Here is a 26687-nt window from a genome sequence, read left to right on the forward strand (position 1 = left end):
AAACACAATTGATTAACGACTTAACATGAAAACACCAACATTCAAAACTTGTATGGCTTTGTTCTTTATGCTTCTGAATCAAGCTGGTTGGGCGCAATTCCCTTCACTGATTAAATTATCTGAGATGAACAGCCAGCAAGGCCTGGTTATCAGCAATTCCGGTGATTCGATCGGTAACCGAGTCACCGGTATTGGCGATGTCAACAACGATGGCATCGATGATTTGATCATCACACGCGGTGATGCCATCATCAATGGACAAAATGTCTCAGGCAGTTTTGTTTTGTATGGATCAGCTGCGGGTTTTCTCAGTCCATTTGAACTCAATGACATCAATGGTAACAATGGTTTTGCCATCAATTTTGACCTCCCGAACGGCGGAAACGCTTTCACAGTCAACGGCAAAGGCGACATCAACAACGATGGCATTGATGATTTGATCATTGGCGCACCCTCGGCATCCCTTACAAATACATTTGCAGGTGCCGCTTATGTGGTGTTTGGTCAATCTCAAAATTTTCCTGACATTGTCAACCTGTCAGCATTGGACGGTACCAATGGATTTGTGCTGACCGGAGTCAATACTCATGACAACAGTGGTGTAGAAATAAAGATCATGGCAGACTTCAATAACGATCAAATTGATGACCTCGTTATCGGGACACCCGGTGCCGAAGCTGATGTGTCTGAGTTTGATACCGGTGCAGTGCATGTGGTATTTGGCAGCAATCAGGTCTTTCCATCACAGTTGAATCTGGGCACCCTCAATGGGAACAATGGATTCACCATTTTTGGCGAAGAAAACTTCGATTTTCTGGGCGAAAATTTCAGTGCAGCAGACATCAACCATGACGGATTGTCTGATCTGTTGTTGTCTTCAGACAGAATCAATGACTTTTCTGAGGTGCATGGTCAAGCCTATGTGGTCTTTGGCAGCACAACTGGTTTTTCAAGCATTTTTGACTTATCGACACTGGATGGATCCAATGGATTTTCGATCAGCTCTGTGGATGTTACCTTTCCCAATACAACAATCCTTAACATTATCAACACATCAGATGCAGGTGACATCAATGGCGACGGCATGGCTGACATGCTCATTACGTACCCAACTGCCAGACATGACATGGTTGATTATGCAGGGGCGGTTTATGTCATCTATGGCAGCCAACAACCATTTCCTGCAGCATTTGATTTGAATGGCATCAATGGCACCAATGGCTTTAAAATGTTTGGGCTTTTTGAATTTGATTATCTGGGGCTTGCTGCCAATTCTGTTAAGGACATCAACAATGATGGTGTTGATGACATCACTTTGATTTCAAGGAGAAGGGTTTCACCGAATATTTGGGATCCATTCATTACTGCATTTGTGGTGTTTGGAAACAGTGCCGGCTTCCCAGCGATCTATGATCCCTCCGTTGTTGATGGCAACAATGGTTTTGCCATCGAAAGTTTTGATGGAACAGCCTCGGATCTATTATCCAACGTGTCTTCTGCAGGTGACATCAACCATGATGGTATCGGCGATTTGGTAACCAATGGTATCAATAACGGCTATGTCATTTATGGTAAAGGTGATTTGATCTATCAAAACGGCTTTGAATAAACCGGTGCAATCATTCCGTCGGACATTTAGAGTTTTGTTTGGCTGCCACCAACTCTAATGACCAGGTCAATAAACACCAAGTAGAGTTATCAGGTCGACTATGCTCCTTGACCGGAAAAACGAGCAGTATCAATGCCCAGAATGTGACAGTCAGTTACAAGGTAAGTGGCGGAAAGAGTTACTCAAACTACAGAATTCGATAAATAATGATTAATTTTGACAAGGTTTTGGGTTCAGTTTCGATATTTATTATGTGAGGCAAATTATTTTGCGATTAAATGTAAAAACCAACCAGGCAATACAATGAAAAAGAATCACTCACTTATATACTTATTTCTGATTATAAACACAAGACTGGTCTGTGCACAGTTTAACCAAGTTGTCGACTTATCACACATCAATGGTGAAAATGGCTTCATCATTAATGGGGAACAAGCTTATGATTTTGCCAAAGGGAAGTCTGCTGGTGACATCAACAATGACGGCATCGATGATTTGATCATAGGAGCATCAGGCTCTGATGTTTCTTTTACAAATGCCGGTGCAGCTTATGTGGTTTATGGCAGTCAATCCGGCTTTCCCACCAACTATAGTTTATCTGACATCAACGGAAACAATGGGTTCATCATGTATGGCAACAACCCGGGTGAATGTTTTGGCAATTCTGTATCAGGAGGAATCGATGTCAATAATGATGGTATTGATGACATGATTGTCAGTGCGTTTGAATGTGCATTTGATGGTAACAATTTTGTCGGCAGCAGTTATGTGATTTTTGGGCGTGATGGCAATTTTCCTGCTGAAGTAGATGTAAGCGCATTGAATGGCACCAATGGGTTTGTCATTCGAGGCATATCTTTTACTGATCGTGCAGGTTTTGCCGTCAAATTAATTGATGATTTCAACGGCGATGGCATCGGTGAAATTATGGTCACGACCCCTGATACTGACATCAATGGATTCAATTCTGGATCCGTTTACATGTTATTCGGTAACGACACTGGATTTCCTGCAATCTTAAATCTAGCATCATTGAATGGTACCAATGGCTTTGCTGTCCACGGTAAGTTGGTTGATGATAATTTGGGTGAATATGTCAGTGCAGGAGACATCAATAATGACGGTCTTTCAGACCTGATTATCAGTGGCAAAGAACCATACAATTTTTTAACCAACACTTTTGGAACCACATACGTCATCTATGGCAACGATCAAAACACTGCTGGCGTTTTTGACTTAAACAGCATTGACGGGCTTAACGGGTTTAGCATCATCGGAATCAATGATATCGGCAGCACTGATCGATTAGACTGGCGAATTTCCAGCGATGCAATTGACATGAATGCAGATGGTATTGACGATCTGATCATCTCTTATCCACAGGCCAGCGAGATTGAATCTAAAGCTGGTGTCACATATGTGGTATATGGATCGACACAAACCATTCCAACAGAATTTGATTTAAACAGCATAGATGGTACCAATGGATTTGTGATCAAGGGTTCTCGAGAATTCGAAAGGTTGGGTTTTCACCAAAGTCCAGCTGGTGATATTAATCATGACGGATTCGGCGACTTGTTACTAAGCAGCTATCAATTCACAGGATCAAATGAATCAATAATTACCAGTTATGTTATTTTTGCTGATCCAAGTGGATTCGCTGTGAATTTTGATCCAGAAACTCTTGATGGAAACAATGGCTTCAAAATTAAAAGCATCGATGGGTCTTTTGATTATACGATACCGGTCAACCTCAGCAATGCTGGGGACATCAATGCCGATGGAGTTGATGACTTGATGACAGCCAATTACCAAGGTGTGGCTGGCACCAGTGTTAATTATATAGTTTATGGACGTGGCGATTTGATCTATCAAAACGGCTTTGAATAAATCGGTGCAATAATTCAGTCGGACTTTCCCCATTTTGTTATGATAATCAATCCGCATTCCAAGAGGTTTGATTCATGTCCATAAAGTTACTGTTACTTACCAGTTTATTGTTGATGCTGCAAAACGCTTTAGCTGCCACCACGCTCATTCATGCCGGTGAATTATTGGCAGTGCCAGGAGAAAAAACACTGAAAGATCAAACCATCACCGTGGTGGATGGCAAAATCACCGCGGTAACCGCTGGTTTTTTACAACCTGAAGTGGGTGATGGCAGCCTAGTGATCGACTTGCGTGACTCGTTTGTGATGCCTGGGCTGATGGATATGCACGTGCACCTGCAAGGCGAGTTGGGGCCGAATAATGACCGCGATGCCTTGAAGATGTCCAATCAATTGGTCGGCATGCGCACCGTGCACCATGGCACCAAAACTTTGATGGCCGGTTTCACCACAGTGCGGGATGTGGGATCCAACTCACAATACATGTACGCCTATCGCGATGCGGTGAATCGCGGTTGGGTGGCCGGGCCTCGAGTCATTGCGGCGGGTGGTGTGGGCATCACCGGTGGGCATGCCGATGTCAGTGGCATGAAGCCTGAGTTGATGGAGTTTTACACCGACCGTTCCATTTGTGACGGACCGTATGACTGTCGTCGGGCCGCGCGTGATGCGATCAAATACGGTGCTGACCTGATCAAAATCACCTCCACCGGTGGGGTGATGACCGACCGCGCCACCGGCACCGGCCAACAAATGGAAATGGACGAACTCAAAGAAGTGGTGTTGGCGGCCAAGCGCATGGGCAAGAAAGTGGCATCCCATGCCCACCAGGAAGACGGCATCATCGCCGCCTTGCAAGCCGGGGTCCACAGCATCGAACACGGCACCTACACCGGCCCCGAAGCGATCAAATGGTTCAAAAAAACCGGCGCTTACTTGGTGCCGACTTTGTTGGCCGGAGACACGGTTTCAAAGTTGGCCAAAAACACCGACATCCTGCCGCCAGCGGTGGCCGCCAAAGCGATCAAAGTGGGTCAAGACATGCAAGGCAACTTCATCAAATCCTATGAGGCTGGGGTCAACATCGCCTTTGGCACCGACAGCGGCATTTCACCGCATGGCACCAACGCCCAAGAGGCCGTACTGATGAGTCAGGCCGGCATGCCGCATGACCAAATCCTGCTCAGTGCCACCTTGCATGCGGCGGCTTTGATTAACATGCAAGACCAACTGGGCTCCATAGAGGTTGGCAAACTGGCTGACATCATTGCCACCAAAGATTCCCCATTGGCTGACATTGAGGCCTTGTTGGCGGTACACTTTGTGATGAAAGAAGGTGCAGTACACAAGCACGAAGCACCCTGATGGCTGGTGTTGACTCTTGACTGTCTGCCAGCTGAATGGTGACCGCTTGGTTTTGTGAACAAGGAGTCAAATTCCACAATCACCGGCTTTGCCGCTTGATTTGATCTGTACTTTTCGTTCAAAACTGATACAGTTCATGGTCATGAAACACACTCGATTGCTGACAATCTGCTGGTCGTTGATGTGGCTGGTACTGACGGGCTGCCAACCCAAAGGCACCACCCTGTACCAACATGACCAACCCGAAAACCACCCAATTGAACACACCATGGTGGTGATTGATTATTTGAATCTGCGCGATGACTTGGGTCGCTATTGGGATTTTGACAGTTATTATCATGAAGACATGTTGAACCGCTTGTTGGCGGCGGTGGACATGTCCCTGCAAAAGGCCGGTTATCCAGCAGCTTCTGGATACTTGTTGACCAGTGGCTTGTTGGTTGATGAAGGTTTCGCAGTGGAACATTACATTCAGGAGACGTTACAACCTGAGCTGTTGTACGCGCCTTTCATCATGGCCAGTGACCAAATTCCCGACGATCACATCGACCAACACCGCGACGTGATGCGACTGATGATCAAATACCTGGCACCCAAGCGCCACCATGCATCGGACCCCAATTCACATCGGGGCATGCAAATGGGATATCACTTCAGCGACATTGACTTACCACCCAATACCGGCATTTTGTACCTGCATGTGGATTTGTCGGCCACCGGGGCGATCAAACAACTGGGCACCCTCATCCTCAGTGGGGCGGTGGCCAGCCAGTCTGATTATGCGTCGATGCACCTGGACCTGGGATACCGCCGACATGCCAGTGCCTTTTGGGTCCACACCGGCAGCGGTCAAATTTTGTGGAAAAACCACAGCAACCAATGGACACCGGCCCAACCCATCGGTGAATTGTTGTTGCAATTTCCGCCGAACACGGCGGATTGATACCACACCCATCAGGGCAGACAGCTGCCATCGAAATCGGCATAAAACACATCGTCGCTGAAGCCTTGTGGCACAATCTCCCGAAAGGGGATTTGTTGATACCAGCCCGCTATGGCCGGAGGAATCACCGGGTCAGACAGGTCGTTGCCATTGAGGTAGAACTCATTGATTTGGGTCATGTTGCCAAAACCTTCTGGCACCAGGCCAGTCAAGCGGTTGTTGTTCAAATACAGACCCACGATCAGGGTCATTTGCGACCACGAGTCAGGAATGAAACCACGCAGTTGGTTGTCATTGAGGCTCAAAAAATCAAAATCAGACAACCAGCCCAAGGACTCAGGTAAATTGCCATACAGCCGATTGTGGCTCAAATCCAATTGTCTCAAAGCCGACATCTGGCCAATGCATGCAGGGATCTTACCGGTCAACTCATTGCCCGGCAGAAACAAGAACTCCAATTGACTCAAAGTGGTCAGGTTGGCTGGCAAAGGGCCTAAGAAACCAACCTCATGGGCAGAAAAATATTCCAAAGCAGCCAGGCCGCTCACATCGGCGGGCAAGGCTTCGTTGAAACTGTTGTGATCCAGCCACAAATCAGTCAATGAGCCCAAATTTTGTACGGCGGTCATCACCGATCCAGTCAATTGGTTGTTTTGTAATTGCAATATTTGTAAGTCATGGAGGCTGGACAATTGACTGGGCACATCACCGCTCAAGTCATTGTTACCCAACAACAACCACTGCAAATTGGACAATGAACCCAAGCTTGTTGGCATGGGTCCGAACAGTTGATTGTCGCTCAAATTCAGGGTTCTCAAGGCGGTGAGGTCGCTGATGGTAGACGGGATGAGGCCAACCAGATTGTTGTTGCTGAGTTCCAAAAACCAGACATTTAAGGTGCCGGCACCAAAGGCCGAAACCCCAAACCAACTGTTGACATCGGCCTGTCCCCAGTTGCTGTTATTGACCCAGTTATCGCCGTCGGTGATGTTGTAAAAGTTGACCAAGGCATTGCATTCCAGGATCGGCACATTCATGCCCGGCTGAAAACAAACGGTGTTGAAATCCAAGTCAGCACGGACTGGCAGGACCCAAAAGAGCAGCACCAACAAGGTAACTTTCAATTGATTGCATGGCTCACACATGATTTCATTATCCCCCAAAAACGGCCACTCAGACAATCTTTGACTGCCAGAATAAAGCGTCAAACTGCCACCAGGCGCTGATAGAGGGCGGCAATTTCTGTCGCGGTTTGGGCCACATCTGAGCGCGAAGAGCTGTGTGGGGTCAAGGTGACTCGGGGGTGTTGCCAAAAGGGGTGGCCAGCTGGCAAAGGTTCTTCGGCAAACACGTCCAGCACCGCCCGCTTGAGGCGCCCGGCGTCCAAGGCCCGCAGCAAGGCCAACTCATCCACATGTCCCCCGCGACCGACGTTGATCAGGGTGGTCTCGGGCTGGCACCAGGCCAAAGATTGCTCGTTGATCACATGTCGGGTGTGTTCATTCAAGGGCAACAGAATCACCAGGTAGCGGCAGTTGGCACAAACCGTTTGCAAACCCTCAGGGCCATGGTGGCAAGGGTGTTGGGGATGCTGTTGGCTGGCGGTCCAAGCCAGGGTGCGAAAGCCCAGGTCAAGGCAACGATCAGCCACAAACCCGCCCAATTGTCCCAAGCCCAAAAAACCAACCACCGGCATCGGCTCGTTGCTTTCCAACACCCGCCAATCTTCGGCTTGTTGCTGCTGTAGATAAGCTTTGGCATGGCGCTGCTCTGCCAACACATGTTGCAACACATATTGGGCCATGTTTTGTTGCAACACGGGGGTCACCACCCGCCATTTGTTCACCGCCTCGGGGATGGCGGCATCGGCCTCAATGTGGTCCATGCCTGCCCCCATGGAAACCACCGCTTCAAGCTGGGGAAAATGTTGGGTGATGCCCGCAGGATGCTGCCACAGCACCGCCAACCGGACACTGTCTGGGTCTTCGATGTCAGGCCATTGTTGGATGAGAATATCGGGTAAACATTGCCGCAGATGACGGCACAATTGATCGGTGTTGCGGTCGGTGATAATGACCGCTACACTCATGCTTTGGCCAGGAATTCGAGGTGTTTCAGAGCCCTTTTGTAAACCCCTTTTTTGAAGTGTATGACGTTTTCTGCCGGGTACCAGAAATTGACCCAACGAAAATCTTCAAACTCGGGATTGGCGGTCTTGTTGAAGTCCACTTTGGATTCGTCTTCCAACAGCCTCAACAAGTAATACACTTGCTTTTGCCCCACAAATGACGGGTCAGAATCGCGTTTGTGGAATTTCTTGGGCAACTGATACTTCAACCAGCCGGGCGTTGAGCCCAACACATCCACATGGTGGGGTTTCAACCCCACTTCTTCATACAATTCCCTGAACATGGCCTCTTCCGCGGTTTCATGCTTGTTAATCCCGCCTTGTGGAAATTGCCAACCATTGCCTCTGGTTCGCTTGGCCCAAAATACCTGACCTTCATTGTCGAGCAAGATGATGCCCACATTGGGCCTGAAACCATCTTGATCAATCATGATGACATTAAATTTTTAAACTGGCTCTATTGTTTCAAAAAAATGAAATTTGGGCAAGCAATTTAAGCCCAAGGCCGCCGCATCCATAACGGATTTGTCGCCCGGATTTGACCAACTCAACCTGCCATCAGCGCGGTAAAACATGAACCACTTAATAAAATCTTTATCCAAGCCCCCCTATAATGAAACCACGAAAACCCAGTTGGTGTCATACATGATGCCGCCAACCGCTGAAATGAGAGAGACCATGGCCCAATTCAATGCCAACACCAAAACCCCTGGCAAGACCCACCCTGCCACCTCAGCCCGTGCCACTTCAGTGCCACGGCACCGCCACACCCTGAGCTGGATGTGGCTGCTGTTAACCTGTCCCTTCATGGCCATGAGTCAATGGCAATTTGATGTGCTCAACAATGACTTGATTGAACGCAGCAGTGAGTTGATCTTTCCCATCGAATACAAACATTTTGATTGCCGCTTTCGGTTTCAAGCCATCAACAATGGCATCACCGACAACATCCAAATCATCAACGGCGGTGGTTGCAATGCCAACAACCACCAATTGGTCATCGACGGATATCAGTACACCTTGCCGCAGTCTTTTGAAATGAACCTGTACAGCGATCAATGGCTGATCACCGGGGCCGTGCCATTGGGCAATTGCAGCACCGTTTCCGGCAACCCCATCAACACCGCCGCCCCGCAACTGCAGCTGAATGGCACCCAAATTCAAATCAGTGACGGCAACCACCCTGAAATTTATGTCAAAGATCAGGTGACTTACTTTGTGTTTGTCAGCACCAATGGCGACATTGTGTGCAACTTGGGCACGCCATTCACCCAGCCGCTCAACTTGATTTTTAAATGGGGGTTCCAATGAAGACCGTTGCCTTATTGATGCTGATGGTGGGTTCGGCCCAGGCGGCCAACCTGGCTTATGAATTGAATGAGGGCAAGGTCCTCAAAGCCAATCCCAACAACGCCACTTACACCTTGAACACTTCTCCGGCACTGGGCTTGATCACGGCCTTCGTTGGCCCTTGTGGCGGCTCTGAATGCACCGTACCCAAACTGAACCCTTTCACCATTTCCTACACGGTGTCAGGCGCCACTTTTTGCAGTGGCAGTGGCGGCATCGATGCTTGGCTTGGCATCAAACCCTCGGCCGATGGGACCTATGAAATTGAGGTGCCGTTCCTGGCCGCTGACACCAGTTTTGTGTTGAGTTGCAGCGCCGGTGCCCTGGAACACAGCTTGGTCATTAACATCCTGGTGGATGAGCAAAACAGCAATTGTTCAGATGTGGTATTCCCACCGGGTTTGACGGCAGTGGCCAACACCTATCGCCAAATCAACGAAGGCTTTGATTTTGGCCAGTCGACCAACTCAACCGTTGAATTGACCCTCAGCAACAATGAATTCGCCGCCATTTCAGGGTTTTTTCTGGACCAAACCAATTTTCGCCGCCGCATCGTCTTTGAACAAGCCCCCACCAATTACAACCTGATCGAAAGTGCCACCATCACTGTCAGTGAATGCCCGGGCGACTTCACCGACAATGCGGTGTGTAAAAGGACGGTGAACAACTTCTCCAACATGTTCTTTTCCACCAACCCGGCGGACAATCCAGTCTTGTATTGCATCATGGATCCGACCAAGACGTATTACATCAATTACGTCACCACCCCCGATCCCTACAATGAGGCCCCCTACTGCCAAAACGGTGGTGACACCGAGTGCACCATCTTTTATTCGGAAACCTCGTTCTGATTTGACAGCAGTCCCGCATTGGGGTCAATTGGCCGCCCTGACATGGGCGGCGCATCCCTTCAGGCTTGGGGGCTGATGAGGGTCTGATGCAGGCACCACCCTTCCTGTGCTATGATGTCAACAGTGTAGAGTGTGTGTCTTATGTTAAAAAGCGGATTTGGTTTCAAACACCATGCCCGTCAAATTCGGGAAATTCAAAAATGGGCGTTAACCTTGGCGGCCATTTATTTGACTTTGTTCATTGCCGTTGATTGTTACCGATACTCTGGGCAATCGCTGCAACAAACCTTGTTGGTGCGAAGCTTATTCATGGGCCTGCCCATTTTGTTACTGCTGCTGGTCTTCCACCACAAAAAACGTTGGGGGGTGAGCAGCCAAGTATTCGACTTGATGAGTTTGGTGGCCATCATCTGCGTGGGCATTGGTCACACCAAGATCATTGAAATTGGGGCCGCCAACGCCAACATTTATCCGCGCATCGGCTTGACCATCATTTTGTTGTATGCGGGCTTGTTACTGGCTTCACCCATCAAACACTCCATCATCGCCTCAGCCACCATCATTTTGGCAGCCATCCTGACCTATCAAAAACTGGGCACACCATCCACAGAGATCACCTCCCTGACATTTTTCTATGTGATCTTGTCCAGCTGTTGTATTTTCATGAATTACGTGTTCAATGAGGTGCTCAAAGCCAACAACAAACTGTTGCAGTTGATAGAGCAACAAGCCAACTCAGATTATTTGACCAAACTGTTCAACCGGCGGTTCTTTTATCAACAATCACAATTGCTGTATAAACAGGCCATGCGCGATCAAACCAACCTGTCGGTGCTGCTGATTGACTTGGATCACTTCAAGCACATCAACGACCAATTGGGTCACAAAGTCGGTGACTCGGTCCTGATCAAAGTCGGTAAAGTGCTCAAAGCCCAAGGCCGTCGCCCGATGGATCTGGCAGCCCGCTTGGGTGGGGATGAATTTGTGATGCTGTTGAACAACACCGATTTGGACCACGTTCACACCATTTGCCAAATTGTGTTGGACGCCATGGCGCAAATCAAACCCGATGAGCATTCAGATCACTCATTCACCCTGACAGCCTCCATCGGTGTGGCCCATCACCAACCCGGCGATCCATTGAACATCAAACAGTTGTTGGATTTGGCCGACAAAGCCTTGTATCAAGCCAAGCAAAAAGGCAAGAACCAATACCATTTGGGCGACATTCACACACTGACCGCGGCCGGCAGCACCAGCGAACAACTGCGGGCTTTGTGATGCCAAAGAGACCAACGGCTTGACCGTTGGCCCAATCAATGACGATCAAAAACCGCATCAAAAGGCGTAACCAAACTCCGCCAAGAACTTGGCCCGAAAGTTTTGCTTCGAAATGTAATGGTTTTGGGTGCCGGCGGTGGCGATTTTGATGCTGCCTAAGAGCGAGGCGATGCGACCGGTGGTTTGGTAGTCCAAACCCTGGGTCAAACCATACAACAAACCAGCCCGATAAGCATCGCCGCAACCGGTGGGATCCACCACTTTTTCGGCATCCACCACTGGAATGTGGTACATGGTGCCGTCGGCATATATTTCTGAGCCCTTTTCGCCGCGGGTGACAATCAAGGCATCCAAATGCTGTGCGATTGCTCTGGCATCCATGCCGGTGCGGTCGTGCACCAGCTCGTACTCGTAGTCATTGACCGCCATCCAGGTGGCTTGTTCGATGAATTGTTTGAGGTCATCGCCATCAAACAAAGGCATGGCCTGACCTGGATCAAAAATAAAAGGAATGCCCGAATCACAAAACTCATTGGCGTGTTGAATCATGCCATCGCGGCCATCTGGGCCGACGATGCCGATGTCAATGTCGTCGTAATCCTTGACGTGGTTTTCGTGTGAACAGTTCATGGCCCCAGGATGGAAGGCCGTGATCTGATTGTTTTTCATGTCGGTGGTGATGTAGGCCTGTGGGGTGAAGAATTCATCTTTGACTTTGATTGCCTCCAACGAGATGCCCAGCGAGCGAAGCCGTTGCGCATAGATGTCAAAGTCACCACCAACCACCCCCATGGGCACCGGATTGCCACCAATCATTTTCAGGTTGTAAGCGATGTTGCCGGCCACTCCGCCAAACACCCGGCTCAAAGTGGGCACCATGAACGAAATGTTCAGCTTGTGGATTTGATCGGCCAATATGTGGTTGGCAAATTCATCTTCAAATACCATGATGTTATCGAAGGCCAGTGACCCACAGATTAACGCTCTACTCATTTTAAATATTCCTCTAACAATTGTTTGGTTTGGACAGGATTGGCCTGGCCCTTGGTTTGTTTCATGATTTGGCCGACAAAGTAATTGAACATCTTGTCATTACCGCCGCGGTAGCTGGACACTTGATCGGGGTTGTCGGCAATCACTTGCTGGACCAACTCGGTCAAAGCCGACGCGTCTGATATTTGACCCAAGCCCTGTTCTTTGATGATGTCTGCAGCCGCTTGGCCCGTGTCCCACATGTCATCCAACACCCCTTTGGCCACCTTGCGCGAGACGCTGCCATTGGCCATTTGATCCAACAAACCGGCATAGGCTGTGGCATCAATCTGACTGGCAGCCAAAGCCACCCCTTGCGCATTGAGCAAGGCACTGAATTCACCCAACAAAAATTTGGCATTCAAATCGGCCGCTGCTTGGCTGTGTTGGTTGCTTTGTTCAAAAAATTCAGCCATCCTCAGGTCATGGGCGATGATCGCCGCATCATCTGGCTTCAAGCCCAGTTCACCCACATAGCGTTCGATTTTGGCCGCTGGAAATTCAGGCAACAACGCCCGTTGGGCGGCAATCATCTCCGGGGTGATTTGAATTGGCAGCTGATCGGGATCGGGAAAATAGCGGTAATCATTGGCATTTTCTTTGCTGCGCATGGACCGCGTTTGATCCTGCTCGGCATCGTATAAGCGGGTTTCTTGGGTGATCTGGCCACCGGCCTCCAGGATCTTGATTTGTCGTTTGGCCTCGTGATTGATGGCTTTTTCGATGAAGCGGAAAGAATTCAAGTTTTTGATTTCGGTGCGCGTGCCCAATGTTTGTTGGCCCACCGGTCGCACCGACACGTTGGCATCACAGCGGAACGAGCCTTCTTGCAAATTGCCGTCACAAATGCCCAAGTGGGTCACGCGGGTGTAAATTTCTCGCATGTAAGCCACGGCCTCTTTGGCATTCGACATTTGTGGCTCTGAAACCACCTCAATCAGGGGCGTGCCGGCGCGGTTCAAATCGATCGCTGAATATTGGTCGTATTTGTCGTGGATCGATTTACCGGCGTCCTCTTCCAGATGCGCGCGGGTGATCTCGATGGTCTTTGCCCCCGCTTCGGTTTCAATCACCACCTGCCCAGGCCCCACAATCGGGTCATCCATTTGGCTGATTTGATAGCCTTTGGGTAAATCTGGGTAGAAATAATTTTTGCGGGCGAACACCGTGAACGGTGGTATGTCGGCATCCACAGACAAGCCAAAGCGGATGGCATAGTCCAAAGCTTTTTGATTGATGACCGGCAAGGTGCCGGGCAAACCGGCATCCAGAAAACTGACCTGGCTGTTGGGGGATGCGCCATAGCTGGCCTTCATTCCTGAAAACAATTTGCTGTCGGTATCCAACCGCACATGAATTTCCAGGCCGATGACCATTTCCCATTGTTGACTCATGCGAAGGCCTCCGGTGTTTGTTGGTGGTGGTTGGTTTGTTGCTGGTACTGATCAGCCACCGCCAGGATGGTTTGCTCATCGAAATAGCGACCGATCAATTGCAAGCCCACGGGCAACCCTTGGGTGTGGCCAATCGGCATGGACAAACAAGGCAAGCCAGCCAATGACGCCGGGATGGTGAACTGATCGGCTTGGTACATGCTCACCCCGGTGGATTTTTCCCCGTGCTTGAACGCCACCTCTGGTGAGACGGGACCGGCAATCAGGTCCACTTGCTCAAAAGCCGCTTTGAAATCATCGCTGATCAAGCGGCGGACTTTTTGGGCTTTCAGGTAATAGGCGTCATAGTATCCAGAAGACAAGGCCCAAGCCCCCACCATGATGCGCTTTTGCACCTCTTCACCAAACCCCTCGGAACGGCTGCGACAGTACAACTCTTGCAGGTTACTGGCCTGGGCGGTTTGGTGCCCAAATCGCACCCCATCAAAGCGGGACAAGTTGGAAGAGCACTCCGCCGGTGCCAAAATGTAATAGGCCGACACCGCCAAATCGGCATGGGGCAAGCTCACGTCAAGCAGTTCGGCCCCTTGGGCTTGACACTGTTCGATGGCTGCCCAGGTCAATTGTTTGATGCCGTCATCAGCCAGGCCATCAATCCAGTCCCTGACCACCCCCACTTTCAAGCCGCGCATGTCAGGCGAGTCGGGTTTTTGCCACTGCCAGGGTGGCTGTTGCGCTGAAGTGGAATCCAGGGCGTCGTGACCAGACATGGCCGACAACACCAAACCACAATCATCGGCACTGGCGGCCATCACCCCGGCCTGATCCAGGGAAGAAGCAAACGCGATCATGCCGTGGCGCGAAACCCGACCATAACTGGGCTTGATGCCGGTGATGCCACACAAGGCGGCTGGTTGACGAATCGAACCACCGGTGTCGGTACCGGTGGCCACCGGCACCATGCGAGCCGCCACCGCCGCGGCTGATCCGCCTGAGGAACCTCCAGGGACCCGTTGTTCATCCCAGGGATTGGCCACGGGTCCGAAGGCCGAATGCTCATTGGAAGAGCCCATGGCAAACTCATCCATGTTGGCTTTGCCCAAAGTGACCATGCCGGCCTGTTGCAGCCGACTGACCACAGTGGCATCATAAGGTGGCACGAAATCGGCCAACATGTTGGAGGCACAAGTGGTTTTGATGCCATGGGTACAAAACAGGTCTTTGTGGACCAAAGGAATGCCGGCCAATGGCTGCTGTCCTTGATCCAGTAAGGCTTGGGCTTGTAACAATTCCTTGGGATTGAATTCTGTCAAGGTGGTGATCAAAGCCCCGGTGGTTTCATTGAATGCTTGGCAGCGGTCCCAGTAAACCCCGCACAATTCTTGGATGCTGCACTCTTTGGCGGCCAGCATGCCGGCCATCTGCCGGATGGATAAGCCAATCATTCGATCACCTTGGGCACCAGATAGTGGTCATCATCGGCATGGGCTGCCAACGCCAGCAGTGCGGCTTTGTGTGAGGTGTCAGTGACTTCATCGGCACGCACCAACTGCCAGGCATCATTGGGGTGGGCCATGGGCGCCACCGCTTCGGTGTTGGCGTCATTGATGTGCTCGATCATGGCCATCAACTGGTTCAACGATTCGGTGATGTGGCCAACCTGCTGGTCCGGTATGTTCAGCTGCGCCAAGGCAGCAATTTCTTCCAATTCTGTGCGATTGATTGACATGTTCAAGTGCTCAACATGACCAGCCCTTGGTCATTGTGGGGCCAGCCATCATCATTAACAATGTGGAGAATCATGTGTGCCCTCGGTTCCAGGCCCACCCGCCGTTGCTGGTAAGGGCGGCCCTCGCCGTGCACACAAGACAGCGTGGGGCCATTTTAAGTGGCTCATCATCACATTGCAACGATCCAGACCGTTTCCAGTTGGGCTTTTCGGCTCCTGAGGAGCAGCTGACTCTGGCCCCGTTGATCAGACCGAGAAAATCAGGCGGTCAAGCAAGTGGCCACAGTGCTTCCTTCGGCTTGCTGATTCATATATAATCCGCAGATTGGCCCAAAGGCCAGATCACGACACCCTAGACCCCATTGAGCAATCAAATGTTAAGACCATTTAACATGATGTTAATGTCCCATCCTCTAACATGGCTGGGTTCGATGATCAGCTTAATAACGACCTCGCCCATTGGCGATGTCACGATGAATGACCAACCACAAGATACCTCAAAAATCACATGTTAAAAAAATTCAGAAGCCTGTTCTCCAATGACTTGTCCATTGATCTGGGAACAGCCAACACCCTCATCTACATGCGCGATCATGGCATCGTCTTGAATGAGCCATCGGTGGTTGCGGTGCGGATGGATCAAAACCAAGGGCGACAAATCAACATCGCCTCGGTCGGTGCCGATGCCAAAATGATGTTGGGCAGAACGCCGGGCAACATCCAAACCATCCGGCCGCTGAAAGACGGGGTGATTGCTGATTTCGACATGACCTCGGCCATGCTGCAACACTTCATCCGCAAAGTGCATTCCAATCGCTGGTTGAAGCCGTCCTGTCGGGTGTTGATTTGTGTGCCTTGCGGTTCCACCCAAGTGGAACGACGGGCCATTGAAGAGTCGGCTTCTGGCGCTGGCGCGGCGGAAGTGTTTTTGATTGAAGAGCCGATGGCCGCTGCCATTGGTGCCGGCATTCCGATCCATGAAGCCCGCGGCTCCATGGTCTTGGACATCGGTGGTGGCACCTCTGAAGTGGCGGTGTTGTCGCTGAATGGCATCGTTTATTCGGCCTCGGTGAAAATCGGTGGTGACAAATTTGATGACTCCATAATTTCATATGTGCGTCGCAGTTATGGCACCTTGATTGGTGAATCCACCGCTGAACGGATCAAGCATGAAATCGGCTGCGCTTATCCAGCGGCCGAAGAAATTTCTTTGGAAGTCTCCGGTCGCAACCTGGCCGAAGGCGTGCCAAGGAAATTCACCATGACCAACAACGAAGCGCTGGAAGCACTGCATGAACCTTTGTCTGGCATCGTCGCGGCGGTGAAGACCGCCTTGGAACAAACCCCGCCTGAGTTGTGTGCCGACGTGGCTGAACAAGGCATCGTATTGACCGGTGGTGGGGCGCTGTTGAAAGACTTGGACAAGTTGCTGATGGAAGAAACGGGACTGCCGGTGTTCGTTGCCGAAGACCCGCTGACCTGTGTTGCCAGGGGTGGTGGTAAAGCTTTGGAGATCATTGATCAGGAAGGGTCTGATTTCTTCGCCCCGTTCCGGTGAGTTGAAATGGTTTGAAAGCGGTCCATGGACAACCTGAAAAGCAATCAGAGACTGACCCAATCTCCCCTGTTTAAATTTCTGATGCTGGAATTCATTTGCATCGTGCTGATGATTTCAGATAAGAACAACCAGCTGGCCCAACCCATCCGCAACACCTTGTCATTGGCCGCGGTGCCCTTGCTGAAATTGGTGGAATGGCCACAAGACTTGTATCAGGTGGCACAATTGGCCATTTCCCGCCAAGCGCAGTTGATCCAGGAAAACAACGAGCTCAAAGAACAGTTGTTGGATGCCCGCCTCAAAGCCCAACAAAACATTTCGTTGGTGGCTGAAAATGATCGCCTGCGTGACATGCTCAAGGCCACCCAAACCTCACCGCTGACCACCAGTGTGGCGTTTGTCTCCAACATCAACCAAACCCAAAAATCCCAGCATGTGGTGATTGACCAAGGCAGTGCCGATGGTCTGTTTGAAGGCCAAGCGGTGCTCAACCTCGACGGGGTCATTGGCCAAGTTGATGTGTTGGGCCAGCATTATGCCCATGTGATTTTGATCACCGATCGCTCCCACGCCATCCCCATCGAAATCTTGCGCACCGGCATGCGCACCTTGGCCTATGGCAATGGCTCAGAGGTTTTACTGTCTGAAATCCCCACCAGTGCCGACATCAGAAGCGGCGATGTATTGGTCACCTCAGGTTTTGGCAACCGCTTCCCCCGGGGGCTGCAGTTGGCTGCAATCAACGCCATTTCAGTCAGTGCCGACCGCACCTTCATCAACGCCACCGCCACCCCCTATGCCCAGTTGGACCGCTTGACCGAAGTGTTTTTGATTTGGCCCAATGAGGACGAAGCATTGGTCGATGAATAAAAACCCACAACAAACCACCCTGCTGATGCATTTGTCGCTGTTGTGCGCCTTGCTGTTGACCTTGTTACCCTGGCCCAGCCAGCTGACCATTTGGCAGCCCCATTGGCTGGCCTTGTTGATCGCTTATTGGTCCTTATACACCGACGACAGCCGGGTGATGTATGTGGCGTTTGCCTATGGCTTGTTGTTGGACGTGCTGATGGGCAGTTTGTTGGGCAAACACGGCATGTCACTGGTGGCCTTGTCTTTTTTGGTCACCAAATCGGCCAAACAATTGCGCATGACTTCGTTTTGGCAATTGTTGATCATGGTGTTGGTGTGGCTGTTCAATGACATCGTGATTCGGGCCGCCATTGACTGGATCTCGTTTCGCTACCAACCCGAGTTGTTGGACTTGTTACCACTGCTCACCGCCGCGGTGATCTGGCCCTGGCTGAAATACTTGATGGACCGTTGCCAAACCTCCTTGCGCACCAGTTGAGATGATGGGTCGAGAACTCAAGCAGCCTTTCAAAGAGCGGCGCATTTTCACCGAACGAATCGTGGTGGCGGTGGGGCTGGTGACCTTGATCTTTTTGTTGTTGCTGAGCCGCTATTTTTACCTGCAAGTGATCAAGCATGATGCTTACACCCTACAAGCCGAACAAAACCGCATCAAATACAGCCGCATCAGGCCAACCCGCGGCTTGATTTTCGATCGCAATGGGTCATTGCTGGCCGAAAACATCACCACCTATCGGTTGGTGGTGACCCCGGAAAAAACCAAAGACTTGATGACCAAGCTGCAAAGCATGCGCTCCATCATCGGTGTGGATGATGAGCAAGTAGCGCAGCTGGAAGAGCAATTGAAATTCAATCCGGTGTTCAAACCACTGGTGATCAAAGCCAAGTTGTCTGAGGTGGAAGTGGCCCAGTTTGCCGTGCAGCAACACCGTTATCCTGGGTTCAAGATGGAACCGTATTTGAATCGCAAATACCTGTACCCCATTGAGTTTTCTCATCTGCTGGGCTATGTCGGCCGCATCAGCCAAGCCGAATACAACAGACAAGACCCCGAAGTCTATGCAGCGGACGATTATTTCGGAAAATCAGGCATCGAAAAGTATTACGAACACACCCTGCACGGGACCCCAGGCAGCCTGGTGACTGAAATCAACGCCCAGGGCAAACAACTGTCACAAACCATCCATACGCCACCGAGCAATGGACAAAACCTGACTTTGACCATCGATTTGTCGCTGCAATTGGCGGCTTACCAAGCCTTTGGTGAAGAAACCGGGGCGGCCATCGCAGTCAACCCACAAAGCGGTGAGATACTGGCCATGGTCTCCAAGCCGGGATACGACACCAACCAATTCATCAACGGCATCAGCCAAAGCAATTTTAACTTGTTGGCCAACTCAGCCGACAAACCCCTGTTCGATCGCAGCATCAAGGGCGGCTATGAACCGGGCTCGACCATCAAGCCCTACATCGCCTTGGCCGGCCTGTACCACCGCTTGATCACCCCACAAACCACCATGGTTTCCAATGGCTATTACCAACTGCCCAAACAAGAGCGGCGCTATCATGACTGGAAACAAGGCGGCCACGGACAAGTGGATGTGGTTGAATCATTGGCCGAATCGGTCAATGTGTTTTTTTATGATTTGGCTTACCGCTTGGGCATCGACAAAATTCACGACTTTTTGGCCCCATTTAAGTTTGGCCACCTCACCGGCATCGACATCGCCGGAGAAAAGCGCGGCATTTTGCCATCGCGGGCCTGGAAACGCGCCAATCGCGACATGATCTGGTTTCCCGGCGAAACCGTGATCACCGGCATTGGCCAAGGTTATTTTGTGATCACCCCGGTGCAAATGGCACAAGCCGTTTCGGTTTTGGCTTCCAAAGGCCAAATCACCCCCTTACATTTGGTGCAACATGAGGTGACTTCAAACACCCTGCCATTTGCCATCAGTGACGCCCACTGGGACACCGTGCATCAAGGCATGACGAATGTGGTCAATGCCATCAATGGCACCGCCCGTTCGATCCGCTCAGAGGACTACCTGATTGCCGGCAAAAGCGGCACCTCACAGGTGTTCGGTAAAAGCGAAGAAGACATCTACAAAAAGGACGAAGAATTGCCCAAGCACCTGCGCAATCATGCCCTGTTCATCGCTTTCGCGCCGGCGGAAAACCCCCAAATCGCGGTGGTGGTGGTGGCCGAGCATGGCGCCAGTGGCACCCGCGCTGCCGCCCCGATTGCCCGCCAAATCATTGATGCGTTCATGCAAAAAAACCGCCAGGAAGGGACCTCATGAGGCGGCGATTTTTCACCCACATGCCTGACCCCTTGTTGTTGACTTTGTTGTTGATGGTGTTGGCTTATGGCCTGGTGGTGTTGTACAGTGCCGGCGGTCAGGTGTTGGTGGAACGCCAGGCAGTGCGCATTGCCCTGGGCTTGTTTGGCTTGTATTTCATCACCCAAATCAGACCCGAACGGTTTGAACAGTTCACCCCCTTGGTGTATGCCGGTACCGTGTTCTTGCTGGTGGCGGTGTTTTTCTTTGGTGTCACCATCAAAGGGGCGCAACGCTGGTTGGATCTGGGCATCAGCATCCAACCATCAGAGCTGTGCAAAATTTCTTTGCCCATGATGGTGGCTTGGATTTTTCGCCATGCCGCCCTGCCTCCCCGGTTCAAACACCTGTTCGCCGCCGCCATGGTGATTGGTTTGTGTACTGGCCTGATCTACAAACAACCCGACTTGGGCACCTCCATTCTGGTCGCCGCCAGCGGCTTGTTTGTGATTTTTCTGGCAGGCATTTCCTGGAAATTCATTTTCGGCGCCGGGCTGTTGACCGCCTTGTCCTTGCCGGTGTTGTGGCAGTTTTTGCATGACTACCAAAAACAGCGGGTGTTGATGTTCCTCAATCCCGAGGCCGACCCGCTGAACCATGGCTGGAACATCATCCAGTCCAAAATTGCCATTGGTTCCGGCGGCTTCTGGGGCAAGGGTTGGACCGCCGGCAGCCAAACCCAATTGGACTTTTTGCCCGAGCATTCCACCGACTTCATCCTCTCGGTGTTGTCAGAAGAATTTGGCTTCATCGGGGTGCTGGCCTTGTTCCTGTTGTACTTTTTGATCATCATGCGTTGTTTCTACATCGCCCAACAGGCCAAAAACACCTACAATCGACTGCTTTGTGGGGCACTAACACTGATTTTCTTTGTCTACATCACCATCAATGCCGGCATGATATCAGGTGTGTTACCGGTGGTGGGTGTGCCCCTGCCGCTGGTCAGTTACGGCGGCACTTCGGTGCTTACTTTGCTGGCCTCATTTGGTATCATAACTTCCGTTCACTCACATAAAAAATTGATTCAACAATGAAAACGACCGCTTCCTTTTGTTTGACCCTTTGCCTGGCTGTGTTGACAGCCACCCCCAGCCAAGCCGCTGTAGACCTGAAACAAGTGGATGACTTCATCCGCAACACCGCTGCAGAACACAGCCTCGACCCCCAATGGGTGCGTGGCATTCTGGCCCAAGCCAACCACCAACAAGGCATCATCGATGCGATGAACCGACCGGCCGAAAAAACCCTGCAATGGCATGAATACCGCAAAATTTTCATGACCGACAAACGCACCCGCGAAGGGGTGGCATTTTGGCAACAACACCAAGCCGTGCTGGATCAGGTATCTGCCGCCACTGGGGTGCCACCTGAAATCATTGTGGCCATCATCGGGGTGGAAACCTTTTACGGCCGCATCAAAGGCAACCACAAAGTGTTGGACGCTTTGTACACTTTGGCCTTTGACTACCCCAAACGGTCCAAATTTTTCACCAGTGAACTCAAGCACTTTTTGTTGCTGGCCCAGGAAAACCACGTGGATCCACTGGCAGCCAAAGGCTCCTATGCCGGGGCCATGGGCTATGGCCAGTTCATGCCATCCAGCTACCGCCATTATGCGGTTGACTTTGAAGCCGATGCCAAAATTGACTTGCTGAACAACCCCCAAGACGCCATCGCCAGTGTGGCCAACTACTTAGAAAAGCACAAATGGCAGCCTGGTGGCGCGGTTCTCAAAGCCATCGAACAACCCAACTTGAACATCAAGTACAACCAATTGAAACCGCATTTGGAAGACCACCAAACCAAGCAAAAATTCACCGTCTTGCAATTGGACTTGGCCGATGGCAGCCAAGCCTATTGGCAAGGATTCCATAACTTTTATGTGATTTCCAGGTACAACCATTCACACATGTATGTGAATGCGGTGTACCAGTTGTCTCAAGCCATCAAGGCCATGCGAGACGGCACCGAATTGGCCGCGGAGTTGAGCCAATGAAGACACCCATTGGGATGGCCTTGATCTTGAGCCTGCTGCTGAGCGCCTGTGGCGGCAAAGACCGTTACAAAGACATCGACGTCAACAAAATCAAGCCATGGGTGCCCAAATCTGAACCCCTGAGCAAATACGGCAACCACAGCCCCTACCGGGTGCATGGCAAGGTCTATCAGGTGAACAACAGCCCAGAGGGTTATTCGGCCACCGGCAAAGCCTCATGGTATGGCAAAAAATTCCATGGCAAACCAACCTCCAACCAAGAGGTGTTTGACATGTATAAGTTGACCGCCGCCCACAAAACCTTGCCCCTGCCCAGTTATGTTGAAGTCACCAATTTGAAAAACAACCGCAAGGTGGTGGTGCGGGTCAATGACCGCGGGCCGTTTGTCGGCGACCGCATCATCGACCTGTCTTATGCCGCAGCCAAGGCCCTGGATTTCGTCAATGACGGCATCGCCGATGTCCACATCCAGGTGGTCAAGTCACCCAAAGACCTCAAGACCAACCCCATCAAGCAAGGTTTGACCTATTTGCAATTGGGCGCTTTTTCAGACAAAAACGCCGCCTATAACCTGGCAAAAAAAGCCAGCGAACTACTTGGAATTGAAACCTTTGTCACCATATTATCAACCCAGTCCGGTGCCCTGCATCGGGTCAGGATTGGACCCATACAGTCTGAATCCACGGTCAATCAATTGATCAACAAAATTACGACCAACGGCATCCCCGATGCCAAAGTGATTACCGAGTGAAACCCATGCATAAAAAAACCACACCCCAGATTTACATGTTGTTGCTGTGTGCGCTGCTGTTCAGCGGCCAAGCCATGGCCCAAACCAACACCACCCCCCAGCCACCTCAGGTCAATGCCTCCAGTTACCTGTTGATGGACTTTCACAGCGGCCGCATTTTGGCTGCAGACAATCCAGACTTGCCAGTGGAACCGGCCAGCATCACCAAAATGATGACCGCTTATGTGGTGTTTTCTGAAATCAAGTCTGGCAATTTGGCGTTGACAGACATGATCACCGTCAGTGAAAAAGCCTGGCGCACCGGCGGCTCCAAGATGTTCATCGAAGTGGACAAACAGGTGCAGGTGGAAGACCTGATCCGCGGCATGATCATTCAGTCCGGCAACGACGCCTGTGTGGCCCTGGCCGAACACATCGCCGGCAGCGAAGAGGTGTTTGCCAACATGATGAATCAACACGCCAAACGCCTGGGCATGAACGACTCCCAGTTCAAGAACGCCACCGGCTTACCGGCCGAAGGCCATATGGTCACGGCCCGTGACGTGGCGCAGTTGGGTCGGGCCCTGATCACCGACTTTCCGGACCTGTATCATTACTACTCGGAAAAAGAATTCACTTTCAACAAGATCAAACAACACAACCGCAACACCTTGCTGTATCGGGACCCCACTGTTGATGGCTTCAAAACTGGCCACACCGAAGCCGCTGGGTATTGTTTGGCCACCTCCGCCATGCGCAACGGCATGCGCCTGATCAACGTGATCATGGGCACCGAGTCCGAAAAAGCGCGGGCCGATGAAACCCAAAAGTTGATCAATTACGGTTTCCGCTTTTTTGAAACCCACAAGTTGTACCGCGCTGGCGAACAACGGGTGACCCAGGAAATCTGGAAGGGTGAAGACGAGGACATCCCCTTGGGCCTGGCCGAAGATTTGTACATCACCATTCCCAAGGGCAGTTACGGCCAATTGTCCGCCAATGCCGACATCCCTGGCATCCTCACCGCCCCCATTCAACAGGGCACACAATTGGGCACATTGAACGTCACCCTCAATGGAGAAGCGCTGATCAACCGACCATTGGTGGCCTTGAAAACCGCCGAACAAGCTGGTTGGTGGTCGCGCAGCATGGATGGTATCGGCTTGTGGTTCAAATCTTTTGGAGACGACGACTGATGCAAAATTTGGACGAATTGGAAGGCAAAGGCTTTGAGTTTCCCTGTGAATACCCAGTCAAAGCAATGGGCCCCAACACCGAAGAATTTGTTGAAGAGATTGTGGCGACGGTGCGTGAACACGCGCCGGAGGTTTCCAGCAATTCGGTGCACTGCAAAACCAGCTCCACCGGAAAATACAAATCCGTCACGGTGCTGGTCTACGCCCAATCCAAAGACCACCTGATCAGCATCTACACCGACATCAGAAAACATGAGGATGTGCTGTGGACGTTGTGACCCAGCCCATCATTGTCAAACACCTGGGGCGTCAAGCCTACGAACCGGTGTGGCGGGCCATGCAACAATTCACCGATGAACGGGATGCCAACACCGCGGATGAACTGTGGCTGGTGGAACACCCACCGGTGTTCACCCAAGGCCTGGCTGGCAAAGCCGAACATGTGTTGGCCGCCGGGGACATCCCGGTGATCCAAGTCGATCGCGGTGGCCAAGTGACTTACCATGGCCCCGGACAAATCGTGGCCTACCCATTGATCAACCTGCGGCGCCATGGCATCGGGGTCAAATCACTGGTGCATGGCATTGAACAAGCCATCATCGACACCGTGGCGCTGTACGGTGTGCAAGCGGCGCGCAAAGACAACGCCCCCGGGGTTTATGTCGATGGCGCCAAAATCGCCTCCTTGGGCTTGCGCATCCGCAAAGCCTGCTCGTTCCATGGCCTGGCCTTCAACATCGACATGGACCTGGAACCGTTCCAAAGGATCAATCCTTGTGGCTTTTCCGGCTTGGAAGTCATACAATTGGCGGACTTGGCACAGCAGGTCGATATCAACACCGTCGAACAGCAGTTGATTGCGGCTTTTTGCCAACAATTGAACTTCACCGCAAACACACAAGACGCCGCTTGAGGCGTCCAACGACCATGACCAACAAGATTCCATTGCACATCGAAACCCCCAACAACGCCGGCTCCAAAGTGGCTGGCGCCAAAGAATTGGGGGCCAACAAAACCGGGCGCAATCGGGCCACTTTTGACACCGATGCCCCGCGTTTGCGCAAACCCGATTGGATTCGGGTGCGCATCCCCACCGGCAACGCCGTGCAAAAATTGAAAAGCAAGTTGCGCAGCAGCTCCTTGGTCACGGTCTGTGAAGAAGCGTCTTGTCCCAACATCCACGAATGTTTTGGCAAAGGCACCGCCACCTTCATGATCTTGGGCGAAGTGTGTACCCGCCGTTGTTCGTTTTGTGATGTGGCCCATGGCCGCCCCTTGCCACCGGATCCCAACGAAGCCGAAAACCTGGCCCAAACCATTGCCGACATGGGCTTGAAATACGTGGTCATCACTTCGGTGGATCGCGATGATTTGAAAGACGGTGGTGCACAACATTTCGTCGATTGCATCAGCGCCGTGCGGGAAAAAAACCCCGGCATCCAGATCGAAATTCTGACCCCTGATTTCCGCGGTAAAGGCCGCATGGACAAGGCCTTGGAGATCCTCGCGCAAAGCCCACCGGATGTGTTCAACCACAACCTGGAAACCGCCTACGCGCTGTACAAAGCGGTGCGGCCGGGCGCCGATTACCAATGGTCGCTGGATTTGCTCAAAAAATTCAAAGCCCAACACCCTGACATCCCCACCAAATCAGGCATCATGGTGGGCCTGGGAGAAACCTTTGAACAGGTGCAAGAAACCCTGCAACACCTGGCCGACCATGACGTCGAAATGATCACCATCGGCCAATACCTGCAACCCACCCAGGGCCACCACCCGGTGCTGAATTACTGGACTCCGGATGAGTTCAAAGCGATTGAAGAATATGGCTACACCCTGGGCTTCAAACACATCGCCGCCGGCCCCCTGGTGCGCTCCAGCTACCACGCCGACGTGCAAGCACACGAAGCGGGTGTGTGAGTGTCAATTCCAATGATCATTTGGACTGAACAATGCTAATTTGTACTGTACAACGCTATCCTGTACTGTACAACGTTATCTTGGACTGATGAGCGCCGAGCTGCTCAAACTCTCCTATTTCCCAGATGATGGTCGAATATGGAGGGTTGAGTGGGTTTATGACATTAGATACAACCTGGCTGTCCCTTCAGAATCAGTTTTTGTTGCTGCAATTGCTCCCCTGACCAAAGAAGCTCAACAACTATATGAGTCCGGAATTCAGGAAAATATCAAACAATTCTACAGGGCCAACCTGGTTGAAAAAGATGCTCTTAAGGAAATAGAGGTTGGGGTTGGCCAGTCTGCTCTGATTGACATCGGTTCACTATGGAAGAATGGAGTTCTTATAAATTCAAATGTAGGTGTAAAAGATACATTTGACATAGTGGTTGATGATGCACATTGTATCCCGTCAGCATCATGTGGACCAAATGGGCTAATTAACTAAGAGACACTTTCGG

General features: G+C 51.3%; 25 protein-coding genes and 1 pseudogene. 19 read left to right on the top strand and 7 right to left on the bottom strand.

All coding sequences use genetic code 11. From position 1 onward, the window contains the following. The first annotated feature begins 25 nt into the window (after nucleotides 1–25). From K7G70_RS03125 to K7G70_RS03140, 4 genes are all read left to right on the top strand, one after another. Nucleotides 26–1609 (top strand): integrin alpha, encoded by a 1584-nt coding sequence (locus K7G70_RS03125; RefSeq protein ID WP_223787143.1) that lies wholly within the window; start codon nucleotides 26–28, stop codon nucleotides 1607–1609. Between the two features lie 303 nt (nucleotides 1610–1912). Beyond that, entirely contained in the window at nucleotides 1913–3499 is a 1587-nt protein-coding gene (locus tag K7G70_RS03130; protein WP_223787144.1) for an integrin alpha, read from the top strand. A gap of 74 nt (nucleotides 3500–3573) precedes the next feature. Beyond that, nucleotides 3574–4863, top strand: a complete 1290-nt coding sequence (locus K7G70_RS03135; RefSeq protein WP_223787145.1) for a metal-dependent hydrolase family protein — start codon at nucleotides 3574–3576, stop codon at nucleotides 4861–4863. Nucleotides 4864–5044: 181 nt separating this feature from the next. After that, entirely contained in the window at nucleotides 5045–5806 is a 762-nt protein-coding gene (locus tag K7G70_RS03140) for a hypothetical protein (protein ID WP_223787146.1), read from the top strand. Nucleotides 5807–5817: 11 nt separating this feature from the next. On the opposite strand, the gene K7G70_RS03145 is transcribed toward K7G70_RS03140, so the two are convergent. The 3 genes and pseudogenes from K7G70_RS03145 to K7G70_RS03155 all read right to left on the bottom strand — a co-directional run. Further along, on the bottom strand, nucleotides 5818–6951 hold the full coding sequence (locus tag K7G70_RS03145) for a leucine-rich repeat domain-containing protein (protein WP_223787147.1): 1134 nt from the start codon (nucleotides 6949–6951) through the stop codon (nucleotides 5818–5820). Nucleotides 6952–7010: 59 nt separating this feature from the next. Then, a complete protein-coding gene (locus tag K7G70_RS03150) occupies nucleotides 7011–7895 on the bottom strand; it encodes an NAD(P)-dependent oxidoreductase (RefSeq protein WP_223787148.1) in 885 nt (294 codons plus the stop codon). Between the two features lie 2 nt (nucleotides 7896–7897). Continuing rightward, nucleotides 7898–8365, bottom strand: a pseudogene (locus tag K7G70_RS03155) (RNA pyrophosphohydrolase); the annotation flags it as partial. 214 nt (nucleotides 8366–8579) lie between these two features. Here K7G70_RS03155 and K7G70_RS03160 point away from each other — a divergent pair. The 3 genes from K7G70_RS03160 to K7G70_RS03170 all read left to right on the top strand — a co-directional run bounded on the left by K7G70_RS03160 (nucleotide 8580) and on the right by K7G70_RS03170 (nucleotide 11416). Further along, the gene (locus K7G70_RS03160) at nucleotides 8580–9245 is read left to right on the top strand and encodes a hypothetical protein (RefSeq protein ID WP_223787150.1); all 666 of its coding nucleotides are present in this window, start codon (nucleotides 8580–8582) and stop codon (nucleotides 9243–9245) included. Further along, a complete protein-coding gene (locus tag K7G70_RS03165; protein ID WP_223787151.1) occupies nucleotides 9242–10135 on the top strand; it encodes a hypothetical protein in 894 nt (297 codons plus the stop codon). Before K7G70_RS03160 ends, K7G70_RS03165 begins: the two co-directional genes overlap by 4 nt. 141 nt (nucleotides 10136–10276) lie before the next feature. Continuing rightward, nucleotides 10277–11416: a GGDEF domain-containing protein gene (locus K7G70_RS03170; protein WP_223787152.1), complete on the top strand. Its 1140-nt coding sequence runs from the start codon at nucleotides 10277–10279 to the stop codon at nucleotides 11414–11416. Nucleotides 11417–11473: 57 nt separating this feature from the next. Here K7G70_RS03170 and K7G70_RS03175 read toward each other — a convergent pair whose 3' ends face one another. From K7G70_RS03175 to gatC, 4 genes are read right to left on the bottom strand one after another with little or no spacing between them, the layout of a single operon-like run. Further along, nucleotides 11474–12409, bottom strand: a complete 936-nt coding sequence (locus K7G70_RS03175; protein WP_223787153.1) for a carbohydrate kinase family protein — start codon at nucleotides 12407–12409, stop codon at nucleotides 11474–11476. Then, nucleotides 12406–13842: an Asp-tRNA(Asn)/Glu-tRNA(Gln) amidotransferase subunit GatB gene (gene gatB / locus K7G70_RS03180; protein WP_223787154.1), complete on the bottom strand. Its 1437-nt coding sequence runs from the start codon at nucleotides 13840–13842 to the stop codon at nucleotides 12406–12408. Before gatB ends, K7G70_RS03175 begins: the two co-directional genes overlap by 4 nt. Beyond that, nucleotides 13839–15287, bottom strand: coding sequence for an Asp-tRNA(Asn)/Glu-tRNA(Gln) amidotransferase subunit GatA (gene gatA / locus K7G70_RS03185; RefSeq protein WP_223787155.1), 1449 nt, complete (start codon nucleotides 15285–15287; stop codon nucleotides 13839–13841). Before gatA ends, gatB begins: the two co-directional genes overlap by 4 nt. After that, nucleotides 15284–15571 carry an Asp-tRNA(Asn)/Glu-tRNA(Gln) amidotransferase subunit GatC gene (gene gatC, locus K7G70_RS03190; protein ID WP_223787156.1) on the bottom strand — a complete coding sequence of 96 codons (288 nt, stop codon included), beginning with the start codon at nucleotides 15569–15571 and terminating at the stop codon, nucleotides 15284–15286. The genes gatA and gatC overlap by 4 nt, the downstream gene beginning before the upstream one ends. Before the next feature lie 508 nt (nucleotides 15572–16079). Here gatC and K7G70_RS03195 point away from each other — a divergent pair. The 12 genes from K7G70_RS03195 (at nucleotide 16080) to K7G70_RS03250 (ending at nucleotide 26674) form a co-directional block, all read left to right on the top strand. Next, nucleotides 16080–17129, top strand: a complete 1050-nt coding sequence (locus K7G70_RS03195) for a rod shape-determining protein (RefSeq protein WP_223787157.1) — start codon at nucleotides 16080–16082, stop codon at nucleotides 17127–17129. An 81-nt stretch (nucleotides 17130–17210) separates the two neighbouring features. Continuing rightward, nucleotides 17211–17999, top strand: coding sequence for a rod shape-determining protein MreC (mreC, locus tag K7G70_RS03200; protein ID WP_223787158.1), 789 nt, complete (start codon nucleotides 17211–17213; stop codon nucleotides 17997–17999). Further along, nucleotides 17992–18480, top strand: coding sequence for a rod shape-determining protein MreD (mreD, locus tag K7G70_RS03205; protein WP_223787159.1), 489 nt, complete (start codon nucleotides 17992–17994; stop codon nucleotides 18478–18480). The genes mreC and mreD overlap by 8 nt, the downstream gene beginning before the upstream one ends. 4 nt (nucleotides 18481–18484) lie before the next feature. Next, complete coding sequence (gene mrdA, locus K7G70_RS03210; RefSeq protein WP_223787160.1) at nucleotides 18485–20305, top strand: penicillin-binding protein 2; 1821 nt, start codon at nucleotides 18485–18487, stop codon at nucleotides 20303–20305. Beyond that, nucleotides 20302–21378 carry a rod shape-determining protein RodA gene (rodA, locus tag K7G70_RS03215; RefSeq protein WP_223787161.1) on the top strand — a complete coding sequence of 359 codons (1077 nt, stop codon included), beginning with the start codon at nucleotides 20302–20304 and terminating at the stop codon, nucleotides 21376–21378. The genes mrdA and rodA overlap by 4 nt, the downstream gene beginning before the upstream one ends. Beyond that, nucleotides 21375–22340 carry a lytic murein transglycosylase B gene (mltB, locus tag K7G70_RS03220; RefSeq protein WP_223787162.1) on the top strand — a complete coding sequence of 322 codons (966 nt, stop codon included), beginning with the start codon at nucleotides 21375–21377 and terminating at the stop codon, nucleotides 22338–22340. Before rodA ends, mltB begins: the two co-directional genes overlap by 4 nt. After that, a complete protein-coding gene (locus K7G70_RS03225) occupies nucleotides 22337–23092 on the top strand; it encodes a septal ring lytic transglycosylase RlpA family protein (RefSeq protein ID WP_223787163.1) in 756 nt (251 codons plus the stop codon). Before mltB ends, K7G70_RS03225 begins: the two co-directional genes overlap by 4 nt. Before the next feature lie 5 nt (nucleotides 23093–23097). Further along, the gene (locus tag K7G70_RS03230) at nucleotides 23098–24267 is read left to right on the top strand and encodes a D-alanyl-D-alanine carboxypeptidase family protein (protein ID WP_223787164.1); all 1170 of its coding nucleotides are present in this window, start codon (nucleotides 23098–23100) and stop codon (nucleotides 24265–24267) included. After that, nucleotides 24267–24545, top strand: coding sequence for a YbeD family protein (locus tag K7G70_RS03235; RefSeq protein WP_223787165.1), 279 nt, complete (start codon nucleotides 24267–24269; stop codon nucleotides 24543–24545). Before K7G70_RS03230 ends, K7G70_RS03235 begins: the two co-directional genes overlap by 1 nt. Beyond that, on the top strand, nucleotides 24542–25180 hold the full coding sequence (gene lipB / locus K7G70_RS03240; RefSeq protein WP_223787166.1) for a lipoyl(octanoyl) transferase LipB: 639 nt from the start codon (nucleotides 24542–24544) through the stop codon (nucleotides 25178–25180). Before K7G70_RS03235 ends, lipB begins: the two co-directional genes overlap by 4 nt. Before the next feature lie 14 nt (nucleotides 25181–25194). Continuing rightward, nucleotides 25195–26187 (top strand): lipoyl synthase, encoded by a 993-nt coding sequence (lipA, locus tag K7G70_RS03245; protein WP_223787167.1) that lies wholly within the window; start codon nucleotides 25195–25197, stop codon nucleotides 26185–26187. A gap of 88 nt (nucleotides 26188–26275) precedes the next feature. After that, nucleotides 26276–26674, top strand: a complete 399-nt coding sequence (locus K7G70_RS03250; protein WP_223787168.1) for a hypothetical protein — start codon at nucleotides 26276–26278, stop codon at nucleotides 26672–26674. Nucleotides 26675–26687 lie beyond the last annotated feature (13 nt).

This window comes from Marinicella meishanensis, from assembly GCF_019931145.1.
Taxonomy (GTDB): domain Bacteria; phylum Pseudomonadota; class Gammaproteobacteria; order Xanthomonadales; family Marinicellaceae; genus Marinicella; species Marinicella meishanensis.

Bases quoted from the DNA above. Each gene is read 5' to 3' on its own strand.
- K7G70_RS03125 (WP_223787143.1), top strand. From the start codon at position 26: ATGAAAACACCAACATTCAAAACTTGTATGGCTTTGTTCTTTATGCTT.
- K7G70_RS03130 (WP_223787144.1), top strand. From the start codon at position 1,913: ATGAAAAAGAATCACTCACTTATATACTTATTTCTGATTATAAACACA.
- K7G70_RS03135 (WP_223787145.1), top strand. From the start codon at position 3,574: ATGTCCATAAAGTTACTGTTACTTACCAGTTTATTGTTGATGCTGCAA.
- K7G70_RS03140 (WP_223787146.1), top strand. From the start codon at position 5,045: ATGTGGCTGGTACTGACGGGCTGCCAACCCAAAGGCACCACCCTGTAC.
- K7G70_RS03145 (WP_223787147.1), bottom strand. From the start codon at position 6,951: ATGTGTGAGCCATGCAATCAATTGAAAGTTACCTTGTTGGTGCTGCTC.
- K7G70_RS03150 (WP_223787148.1), bottom strand. From the start codon at position 7,895: ATGAGTGTAGCGGTCATTATCACCGACCGCAACACCGATCAATTGTGC.
- K7G70_RS03160 (WP_223787150.1), top strand. From the start codon at position 8,580: ATGATGCCGCCAACCGCTGAAATGAGAGAGACCATGGCCCAATTCAAT.
- K7G70_RS03165 (WP_223787151.1), top strand. From the start codon at position 9,242: ATGAAGACCGTTGCCTTATTGATGCTGATGGTGGGTTCGGCCCAGGCG.
- K7G70_RS03170 (WP_223787152.1), top strand. From the start codon at position 10,277: ATGTTAAAAAGCGGATTTGGTTTCAAACACCATGCCCGTCAAATTCGG.
- K7G70_RS03175 (WP_223787153.1), bottom strand. From the start codon at position 12,409: ATGAGTAGAGCGTTAATCTGTGGGTCACTGGCCTTCGATAACATCATG.
- gatB (WP_223787154.1), bottom strand. From the start codon at position 13,842: ATGAGTCAACAATGGGAAATGGTCATCGGCCTGGAAATTCATGTGCGG.
- gatA (WP_223787155.1), bottom strand. From the start codon at position 15,287: ATGATTGGCTTATCCATCCGGCAGATGGCCGGCATGCTGGCCGCCAAA.
- gatC (WP_223787156.1), bottom strand. From the start codon at position 15,571: ATGTCAATCAATCGCACAGAATTGGAAGAAATTGCTGCCTTGGCGCAG.
- K7G70_RS03195 (WP_223787157.1), top strand. From the start codon at position 16,080: ATGTTAAAAAAATTCAGAAGCCTGTTCTCCAATGACTTGTCCATTGAT.
- mreC (WP_223787158.1), top strand. From the start codon at position 17,211: ATGCTGGAATTCATTTGCATCGTGCTGATGATTTCAGATAAGAACAAC.
- mreD (WP_223787159.1), top strand. From the start codon at position 17,992: ATGAATAAAAACCCACAACAAACCACCCTGCTGATGCATTTGTCGCTG.
- mrdA (WP_223787160.1), top strand. From the start codon at position 18,485: ATGGGTCGAGAACTCAAGCAGCCTTTCAAAGAGCGGCGCATTTTCACC.
- rodA (WP_223787161.1), top strand. From the start codon at position 20,302: ATGAGGCGGCGATTTTTCACCCACATGCCTGACCCCTTGTTGTTGACT.
- mltB (WP_223787162.1), top strand. From the start codon at position 21,375: ATGAAAACGACCGCTTCCTTTTGTTTGACCCTTTGCCTGGCTGTGTTG.
- K7G70_RS03225 (WP_223787163.1), top strand. From the start codon at position 22,337: ATGAAGACACCCATTGGGATGGCCTTGATCTTGAGCCTGCTGCTGAGC.
- K7G70_RS03230 (WP_223787164.1), top strand. From the start codon at position 23,098: ATGCATAAAAAAACCACACCCCAGATTTACATGTTGTTGCTGTGTGCG.
- K7G70_RS03235 (WP_223787165.1), top strand. From the start codon at position 24,267: ATGCAAAATTTGGACGAATTGGAAGGCAAAGGCTTTGAGTTTCCCTGT.
- lipA (WP_223787167.1), top strand. From the start codon at position 25,195: ATGACCAACAAGATTCCATTGCACATCGAAACCCCCAACAACGCCGGC.
- K7G70_RS03250 (WP_223787168.1), top strand. From the start codon at position 26,276: ATGAGCGCCGAGCTGCTCAAACTCTCCTATTTCCCAGATGATGGTCGA.